Source organism: Actinosynnema sp. (genome assembly GCF_052038725.1).
The window spans coordinates 1-8,938 of record NZ_JBQGCX010000207.1; the positions used below are offsets into that span (position 1 = coordinate 1).

An 8,938-nucleotide genomic window follows, 5' to 3' on the forward strand; every position below is an offset into this window, starting at 1 on the left:
CGGCCTGTGCTCACCGGCCTGCATTCACCGGCCTGCATTCACCGGCCTGTGCTCACCGGCCTGTGCTCACCGGCCTGCGTTCACCGGCCCGAGCCCCTCGGCGCCGAACGCGCTCCCGCGCCCGACGCCCGCGCTCACTTGCGCCGCAACCCGAGCTGCCGCCAGGCCCGCCGCCCGCCGCCGGTCTCGCGCCGCGACCCGGCGCCGTCCGACCCGGCCCCGTCCGACCCCACCGGGCCGAGCACGTCGTCCGAGTCGACCCGCCTCGGTCGCCGCACGGCCCGCCGAGCCGCGCCAGCGACCCGGTTCCGCATCGGCTGCCGCAGCCCGAGCCGCCGCGCCGCCACCCCGTGCGCCCTGCGGATCGCCCGCCGGTCGGCCGGGGGCACCTCCCACGCCTCGGGGTGCTTGGCCAGCCACCGGTACCGCCGCACCGCGTACGGCAGGTGCGCCAGGTACCCGACCTCGATCACGACCAGCACCGCGAGCGGAAACGTGATCAGCGCCGCCGCGACCAGCGCGACCACCACGAGCAGCGGGGCCACCAACCGCTGCGGCACCTTGATCGTCTTGATGGACAGCGTCGGGATGCGGCTCACCAGCAGCATCGCGACCGTCACCGTCCACACCGCGACCACCGGGGTGGAGGACCACCAGCCGGACCGGCCCAGCTGCTCGTCCAGCGTCAGCGGGAGCAGCAGCAGCAACCCGCCTATGGGTGCGGGCACGCCGACGAAGAACTCCTTGGCGTACGGCGGTTGTTCGACGTCCAGCAGGGTGTTGAACCGCGCCAGCCGCAGCACCATGCACACCGCGAACACCAGCGACACGACCCAGCCGAACCGGTCCGGGTCGAACTTCCACACGTACAGCACCATCGCGGGCGCGACGCCGAACGAGATCGAGTCGGCCAGCGAGTCCAGCTCGGCGCCCATCTTGCTGGTGGCGTCGAGCATCCGGGCGAGCCGCCCGTCGAGCCCGTCGAACAGGGCCGCCGCCGCGATGGAGGCGATCGCCGCCCCGTACATGCCCCTGATCGCGAAGTGCACGGCCGACAGGCCCGCGCACATCGCCAGCACGGTGATGGCGTTCGGCAGCAGCCGGACGCCCGGTGCGGTCGACGCCACGGCTCAGTTCCCCGGCAGCTCGGCGAGGACGGTCTCCCCGCCGATGGTGCGCTGACCCGCCTCGACCAGGACGCGGGACCCGCGCGGCACGTACAGGTCGACGCGCGACCCGAAGCGGATCAGGCCGTAGGTGGAGCCCGCGGCGACGGCGTCGCCCTCGGACACCTCGCACACGATGCGCCGGGCGACCAGGCCCGCGATCTGCACGACGACGATCTCGTGGCCCTCCTCGGAGGTCAGCCACACCGTGTTGCGCTCGTTCTCCTCGCTGGCCTTGTCCAGGTCGGCGGAGAGGAACTTGCCCGCGTGGTAGGAGACCTGGCGGACGACGCCGGTCACCGGGACGCGCTGCACGTGCACGTCGAACACCGACAGGAACACGCTGATCCGCGTCATCGGCTCGGAGCCGAGGCCCAGCTCGGCGGGCGGCAGGGCCTCGACGACGTGCGAGACGGTGCCGTCGGCGGGCGCGATGGCCAGGCCCGCGCGGGTGGGGGTGGTGCGCTTGGGCTCGCGGAAGAACCACGCGACCCACGCGGTGACCAGCGCGCCGACGACACCGGCGGGCTTGGAGATCCGGCGCAGCAGGAGCGTCGCCGCCGCAGCGCCTGCGACGAACGGGCGGCCCGCCGGGTGCATCGGGGGGACGATCCCCTTGGCGAGCTCGATGAAGTGGGAAACGGCACCACTGTTGTGCTTGTCGCGATCGACCGTCATGTCTCTTCCGATGTGTGGGCGTGGTTCCGCCACACGCTACGCGGTCTGCCCCGGAACGTCCGGGTTGCCCGTGCGCCCCCGACGAACGCACGGGCGATCCGACTGGCAAGTGGTACGGCCGTATCGCAGAGTGTAATTCAGATCACAATGCATGTTCCATCGTTGAATATGAGCCCTCGGTCACACCCGGTCGGACGCACGCGCCGGACCCGCCCTCACGCGGTCGGCGCGACCTGCTCCCCGGTGGTCCGCTGCGCCCGCGTCACCCGCGCGCGCCGCGTCCCGAGCACGTCCGCCGCCCGCTTCCACGCCTCCGCCGCGCGCTCCGGCCCGCCCAGCACCTCGGCGAACAGGGGCGGCCCGTCGACGGCGCGCCCGTCCTCCAGCCGCACCACCCACCGCTTGTCCCAGTCCGCCTCGTACGCGCCGACCCCGGCGGCCACCAGCTCGTGCTCCAGCACCGCGCCCAGCAGCCCGGCCAGCACCTGCGCCCGCTGCTCCTCGGGCACCTCGCCGCCCAGCAGCTCCGCCGACAGCAGGCGCCCCAGCAGCGCGTCCCGGTGCTCGGTGGAGGCCAGCGCGGCCAGCGCGTCGTCCAGCGACACCTCGCCGGGCAGGCCCGCCCGCGCCCCGGCGACGGCCAGCAGCTCGGCCCGCCGCTCCCCGTGCTCCCGCGCGACCACGCCCACGACCTCGTCCCAGTCGGCGGTCGGCCCGAACCCGCCGCCGACCATGATCGAGCGCTCCAGGTCGGCGGTCGCCCCGCTCAGCAGCGTCCACGCCGGGCGGTCGTCCCGCTCGACCTCGGGGGAGGGCAGCGTCGCCATCCGGCCGACCCGCTCGCGGATCGGCGGGTGGCTGTCGAACACCGACTCCGGCTCACGCGCCAGCAGCTCGGCCCGCGCCTCGTCCATCCGGCCCCGCCGCTCCGGCTCCGACAGGTAGGCGTGGAACCCGGCCATCACCGGCGGGGTCAGCTCGGCCTGCGCGCCCAGCGACAGGAACTGCGCCTGGTAGCCGTTCCACGCCGCCCCCAGCACCGGCAGCTTCCGCAGCGCGGACTGCGCGGCCTCGCGGCCCGCGGCGGTCACCGACGCGGTGTCGGCGTCCAGCTCCTGCCTGCGGTTCACCGACGCGGCCACCCGCGCGTAGAGCCGGGCGTACCAGGCGAACGGGCGCCGCAGGAACGTGTCGTCCAGCCCGTCCACCACGTGCACCAGCGCCTCCTTGGCGCGGTAGGTCAGCGCGGACAGCTTGGTGTGCCCGCCGCCGTAGTGGCCCAGCTCGTGCGCCAGCACCGACCGCAGCTCGCTCGCGGTCAGCCCGGCCAGCAGCGGCAGGCCGATCAGCAGGGTCCGGCGGCCCGCGCGCAGGCCCAGCATCGGCGCCTGCTCGGACACGGCCGCGTTGACCGCCCCGATCAGCCGGATCTCGTCCGGGCCCCTGGTGCCCGCGACGGCGGCCAGCTCGTCCACGGTGGCCCACAGCCCTGGCTGCGCCTCGCGGGTGAGCGGGGCGCCCTCGACCTCGCCGCGCGCCTTGAGCGCCTTGTGGAGGGCGCTGACCAGGACCAGGACCAGCGGGACCGCGATCAGCGCGACCTTGATCGCGTTGAGCTCGCGGCCTGTCGTGAAGCCGTGCACGGTGAGCGCGCACAGCCCGACGGTGAGCGCCGTGAAGAGGACGAAGAAGCCGATCAGCAAGCCGACGGCGAGAACCGCGCGCATGGCAATCCCTCAGTGGGTGGAGAAGGCCCGCCCCCCTGGCAGGCGGCGGCACCGTAGCACGCGCCCTGCGCAGGTCACGCCCGATATACGAAGATCATTCAGAAGCCACCGGGAAGCGTGGCGCGCACCCTTGCAAGGGGGAGCCCTCACAGCAGCCGGACCAGCACCTCGGCGCCGTCCGCCAGCTCGTCCACCTCGGCGGGCACCTCGATCAGGCAGTTGCTCAGCGCCAGCGAGGACAGCAGGTGCGAGCCCGGACCGCCCACCGGCGTCACCACCTGGCCCGAGCCCGCGTCGTACGCCCCGCGCCGGAACTGGGTCCTCCCCGACGGCGCGGTGATCGACCCGCGCAGCCGCGCCACCACCGTCGGCCGCTCCGCGTCCGCGAACCCCATCGCCGCCCGCAGCGCGGGCCGCACGAACACCTCGAACGACACCTGCGCGCTCACCGGGTTCCCCGGCAGCGTCGCCACCGGCACCCCCAGGTACCGGCCCGAGCCCTGCGGCCCACCCGGCTGCATCGCCACCTTCGTGAACTCCACGCCCCGCCCGGTCAGCGCGTCCTTCACCACCTCGTACGCGCCCGCGCTCACCCCGCCCGAGGTCAGCAGCAGGTCGAACCCGCCGATCCGCTCCTCCACGACGGCCCGGAACCGGTCCACGTCGTCCGGCACGAACCGCAGCTGCTCCGCCTCACCGCCGGCCTCGCGCACCGCCGCCGCCAGCATCAGCCCGTTCGACTCGTAGATCTGCCCCGGCAGCAGCGGCTCGCCGGGGGCCACCAGCTCCGACCCGGTCGACAGCACCAGCACCCGCAACCGCCTGCGCACCGGCAGCGCCGGGATGCCCAGCGCCGACACCAGCCCCAGCTGCGCCGCGCCCAGCACCCGGCCCGCCCGCAGCGCGACCTCGCCGACCCGCACGTCGTCCTCGGCCCGCCGCACGTTCTGCCCGAGCCGCACGCCCCGGTCGACCCGCACCGACCCGACACCCGCGTCGGTCCACTCGACCTGCACCACCGCGTCCGCGCCCGGCGGCACCGGCGCGCCCGTCATGATCCGGTGCGCGGTCCCCGGCTCCAGCGGGACCACGTCCGTCCGGCCTGCCGGGATGTCCTCCGGCACCGGCAGCACCACCGGCAGCTCGGCCAGGTCAGCGACCCGCACGGCGTAGCCGTCCATCGCCGAGTTGTCGAACGGCGGCAGCGCCACCGGGGCCACCGCGTCCGAGGCGAGCACCAGCCCGAGGCAGTCGGCCAGCGGCAGCTCGACCACCGGCGCGACGCCGATCAGATCGGCGATGCGGGCCTTGTGAGCAGCGACTGCCGTCAACGAGTTGGACACGCCGACCATCCTCCCCCTCCCGTGCGAGACTGCACGAACCGGCCGGGCGGCGGGTCGGGTGACGGGGGGATGAGCGCAGTGCAGGTGCGGACCAGGCACACGCCCGGCTACGGCGTGGCGAGGCTGCTGCTGGCCCCGGCCGAACCGGTGCTCGTGGAGCGCGGCTCCGTGCTCGGCACCAGCTACGGCGTCGGCTTCGACACCCGCGCCAAGGGCAAGGGCGTGCGCGCCGCGCTGTGCACGGCGGGCCCCGAGGGCGGCTGGGTGGACGTGGTCCCCGGCGTGCCCGGCGACCTGCACGTCGTCGACCTGGACGGCAAGTCCGGCTGGTGCTTCAGCGGCGACGCCTGGCTCGCCTGCGCGGGCACCGTCGGCCTCGACCCGGCCGCGCCGCCCCTGCGCGCCCTGCACGGCGGCGACGCGGGCTTCCTCAACTACGCCTTCGGCGCAGGCCCGCTCGTGCTGGCCTGCGCGGGCGCCGTCGACGTCGTCACCCTCGAACCCGGCGAGCTGGTCACCCTGCACAGCGGCCACGTGCTCGCCTTCGCCGACACCGTCCAGTGCAGGCTCCGCGCCGTCTCCCCGGACCTGCCGCAGTCGGTCCGCGACGGCGAGGGCCTCGCGCTCGACTTCGCCGGGCCCGGACTCGTCCTCACCCGCACCCGCAACCCCCGCCGCAGGTCGTGAGCGTTGCGGGACAACGGACTCAGCGTGACCGCATGACTCCGTAAGGAGGTATCCCGAGCGCCCTCCGTGCCTCTAGCGTGGCGCTTTGCTCAGGTATTTCTCGAAGGAGGACGTCTTGGCTGTCGGCACGGTCAAGTGGTTCAACTCGGAGAAGGGGTACGGCTTCATCGCCGCCGACGGCGGGCCGGACGTCTTCGTCCACTACTCGGCGATCATGATGGACGGATTCCGCACGCTCGCCGAGGGCGACCGCGTGGAGTTCGAGATCCAGGCGGGCCGCGACGGCCGCAGCCAGGCCTCGGACGTCCGCAAGGCGTCGTGACGCCCGCCCGGTCCGCCCGCCGGGTGGGCCGGGCGTCCCACCCCACCCCCGAGGGGGAGTGATCCGGTGGGAACGGGCGCCGTTTGCACGGGACTGGGCGCGGGCGGGGCCGCTCGCGGGTTAGGCTGCCTCGCGTGTCGGAGGACCTGAGCGGACGGCGGTTGGGGCACTACCGGATCGACGGGGTGCTCGGTCGCGGTGGCATGAGCGTCACCTACAAGGCCACGGACGTCAGGCTCGGCCGCAAGGTGGCGCTGAAGGTCATCGGCGAGCACCTGACGGCGGACGCCGAGTTCCGCGAGCGCTTCGTGGACGAGGCCCGCAACACCTCGGCCATCGACCACGCGAACATCGTCCCCCTGTACGACTTCGACGAGGTCGACGGGCTGCTGTACATCGCCATGCGGCTGGTGGACGGCCAGGACCTCGCCACCCACATCAAGGACGGGCCCCTCGCGCCCTCGCGCGCCCTTGTGCTGCTGGAGCAGGTCGCCGAGGCGCTGGACATGCTGCACGGCAAGGGCCTGGTGCACCTCGACGTGAAGCCGGCGAACGTGCTGGTCACCACGAAGGAGGCCACCCGCGAGCACGTGTACCTGGCCGACTTCGGCCTGACCCGGCGCGGCGCGACCGGCCACCGCACCCGCACCGGCGACTTCCTCGGCTCGCCCACCTACGCCGCGCCCGAGCACCTGCGCGGCGAGCCGCTGGACGGCCGCACGGACCAGTACGCGCTGGCCTGCATGGTGTTCGCCTGCCTGACCGGCCGCCCGCCGTTCCAGGGCGGCGTGCAGGACGTCATCCAGGGCCACCTCGGCTCGGAGATCCCGCCGATCACCTCGCTGGTGTCGCTGCCGCCCGCCGTGGACGACGTGCTGCGCAAGGGCACCTCGAAGGACCCGGCGCAGCGGTTCGCGACCTGCCACGAGTTCATCACCGCCGTCACCGCCGCGCTCGGCCCGGCCGCGCAGCAGACCACCCCGCCCCGCCCGGCGGGCGCGCCTGCCCCGCAGCAGCACGTCGGCCAGCCGCACGCGGGCCCGGCCAGCGGCGGCTTCCCGGCCCAGCAGGGCGGCTACCCGCAGCGCCCCGGCTACCCGCAGCAGCACCAGCAGCAGTACCCGCCGTCGGAGCCGGTCCGGCTGCGCCCGCCGACGCCGGTCGGGGTGAGCGCGTTCTCGGACACCAAGCAGCCCCGGCCCGCCTGGTTCGTGCCCGCGCTCGCGGGGGCGATCGCGGTGGTGCTGATCGTCATCCTGGTGCTGGTCCTCAAGCCCGAGGACGAGCCGACCGCGCCGCCGTCGAGCCTGCCCGCGTCGTCCGGCCCGGCCGCGCCGGGGCAGGCCCTGCCGTCGTCGGCGCTGCGGTCGTCGGCGCTGCCGTCGTCCGCACTGCCGGGTGCCGCCGGGGCCCCGTCCGCCGTGATCGGTGACGCCCAGTCGCCGTCCGTTCCCCCGTCCGCCTGATAGACGCCTCTCCCTGAGCTGCGGTTCTTGCACTCTCGGGTGGTGAGTGCTAAACACGAACCTGGCACTCGGCACTGCTGAGTGCCAGCACAAGCAGGCTGGGACGGTGAGGCCGAGCCCCTCCGGGGGCGGGGTCGTCCGTCGCGGGCACCGATGTCCTGGCCGAAGCACCGTGTTCCGCTGCGGGCGCACGCCCGCAGTGGTCCCCAGTACGCAATCAGGCGGAGGAACACACCGCAATGGCCAAGATGATCGCCTTCGACGAGGATGCCCGCCGCGGTCTTGAGCGAGGCATGAACATCCTCGCGGACGCCGTCAAGGTGACGCTGGGTCCCAAGGGCCGCAACGTCGTGCTCGAGAAGAAGTGGGGTGCGCCGACGATCACCAACGACGGCGTCTCCATCGCCAAGGAGATCGAGCTCGAGGACCCGTGGGAGAAGATCGGGGCCGAGCTCGTCAAGGAAGTGGCGAAGAAGACCGACGACGTCGCGGGTGACGGCACCACGACCGCCACCGTGCTCGCCCAGGCCCTGGTCCGCGAGGGCCTGCGCAACGTGGCCGCGGGCGCCAACCCGCTGGGCCTCAAGCGCGGCATCGAGAAGGCCGTCGAGGCCGTCACGGAGCAGCTGCTGAAGACCGCCAAGGAGGTCGAGACCAAGGAGCAGATCGCCGCCACGGCGTCCATCTCCGCGGGCGACTCGACCATCGGCGAGCTCATCGCCGAGGCCATGGACAAGGTCGGCAAGGAAGGCGTCATCACCGTCGAGGAGAGCAACGCTCTCGGGCTCGAGCTCGAGCTCACCGAGGGCATGCGCTTCGACAAGGGCTACATCTCCGGCTACTTCGTCTCCGACCCGGAGCGCCAGGAGGCCGTGCTGGAGGACCCGTACATCCTCCTCTACGGCTCCAAGATCGCCTCGGTCAAGGACCTGCTGCCGCTGCTCGAGAAGGTCATGCAGAGCGGCAAGCCGCTGCTGATCATCTCCGAGGACGTCGAGGGCGAGGCCCTGGCGACCCTGGTGGTCAACAAGATCCGCGGCACCTTCAAGTCCGTCGCCGTCAAGGCGCCCGGCTTCGGCGACCGCCGCAAGGCCATCCTGCAGGACATCGCGATCCTGACCGGCGGCCAGGTCATCACCGAGGACGTCGGCCTCAAGCTGGACACCGCGGACCTGTCCCTGCTGGGCAAGGCCCGCAAGGTCGTCGTCACCAAGGACGAGACCACCGTGGTCGAGGGCTCCGGTGACGCCGAGCAGATCCAGGGCCGCGTCAACCAGATCCGCGCCGAGATCGAGAAGTCGGACTCGGACTACGACCGCGAGAAGCTCCAGGAGCGCCTGGCCAAGCTCGCCGGTGGTGTCGCGGTCATCAAGGCCGGCGCCGCCACCGAGGTGGAGCTCAAGGAGCGCAAGCACCGCATCGAGGACGCGGTGCGCAACGCCAAGGCCGCCGTCGAGGAGGGCATCGTCGCCGGTGGCGGCGTCGCGCTGCTCCAGGCCGCCGAGGCCGCCTTCGCGGGCCTGAAGCTCGAGGGCGACGAGGCGACCGG

The 8,938-nt window shown here is 73.4% G+C and carries 8 protein-coding genes; 4 read left to right on the forward strand and 4 right to left on the reverse strand.

The genetic code is table 11. From position 1 onward, the window contains the following. Nucleotides 1-134: 134 nt before the first annotated feature. From pssA to moeA, 4 genes are all read right to left on the reverse strand, one after another. Complete coding sequence (gene pssA, locus ACTUAL_RS03940; protein WP_440899301.1) at nucleotides 135-1,127, reverse strand: CDP-diacylglycerol--serine O-phosphatidyltransferase; 993 nt, start codon at nucleotides 1,125-1,127, stop codon at nucleotides 135-137. 3 nt (nucleotides 1,128-1,130) lie between these two features. Beyond that, nucleotides 1,131-1,844, reverse strand: coding sequence for a phosphatidylserine decarboxylase (locus ACTUAL_RS03945; RefSeq protein WP_012783066.1), 714 nt, complete (start codon nucleotides 1,842-1,844; stop codon nucleotides 1,131-1,133). A 215-nt stretch (nucleotides 1,845-2,059) separates the two neighbouring features. Further along, nucleotides 2,060-3,571, reverse strand: a complete 1,512-nt coding sequence (locus ACTUAL_RS03950) for a M48 family metalloprotease (RefSeq protein ID WP_440899302.1) — start codon at nucleotides 3,569-3,571, stop codon at nucleotides 2,060-2,062. Nucleotides 3,572-3,717: 146 nt separating this feature from the next. Further along, nucleotides 3,718-4,923, reverse strand: coding sequence for a molybdopterin molybdotransferase MoeA (gene moeA, locus ACTUAL_RS03955; RefSeq protein WP_177154474.1), 1,206 nt, complete (start codon nucleotides 4,921-4,923; stop codon nucleotides 3,718-3,720). 69 nt (nucleotides 4,924-4,992) lie between these two features. Here moeA and ACTUAL_RS03960 point away from each other — a divergent pair, with 69 nt between their 5' ends. The 4 genes from ACTUAL_RS03960 to groL all read left to right on the forward strand — a co-directional run. Beyond that, nucleotides 4,993-5,601 carry an AIM24 family protein gene (locus ACTUAL_RS03960; RefSeq protein ID WP_096491283.1) on the forward strand — a complete coding sequence of 203 codons (609 nt, stop codon included), beginning with the start codon at nucleotides 4,993-4,995 and terminating at the stop codon, nucleotides 5,599-5,601. Between the two features lie 115 nt (nucleotides 5,602-5,716). After that, a complete protein-coding gene (locus ACTUAL_RS03965; RefSeq protein WP_012783070.1) occupies nucleotides 5,717-5,923 on the forward strand; it encodes a cold-shock protein in 207 nt (68 codons plus the stop codon). Nucleotides 5,924-6,057: 134 nt separating this feature from the next. Continuing rightward, nucleotides 6,058-7,389: a protein kinase domain-containing protein gene (locus tag ACTUAL_RS03970; protein ID WP_440899303.1), complete on the forward strand. Its 1,332-nt coding sequence runs from the start codon at nucleotides 6,058-6,060 to the stop codon at nucleotides 7,387-7,389. A 239-nt stretch (nucleotides 7,390-7,628) separates the two neighbouring features. Beyond that, on the forward strand, nucleotides 7,629-8,938 hold a 1,310-nt coding region (groL, locus tag ACTUAL_RS03975; RefSeq protein ID WP_440899304.1), incomplete at its 3' end, for a chaperonin GroEL.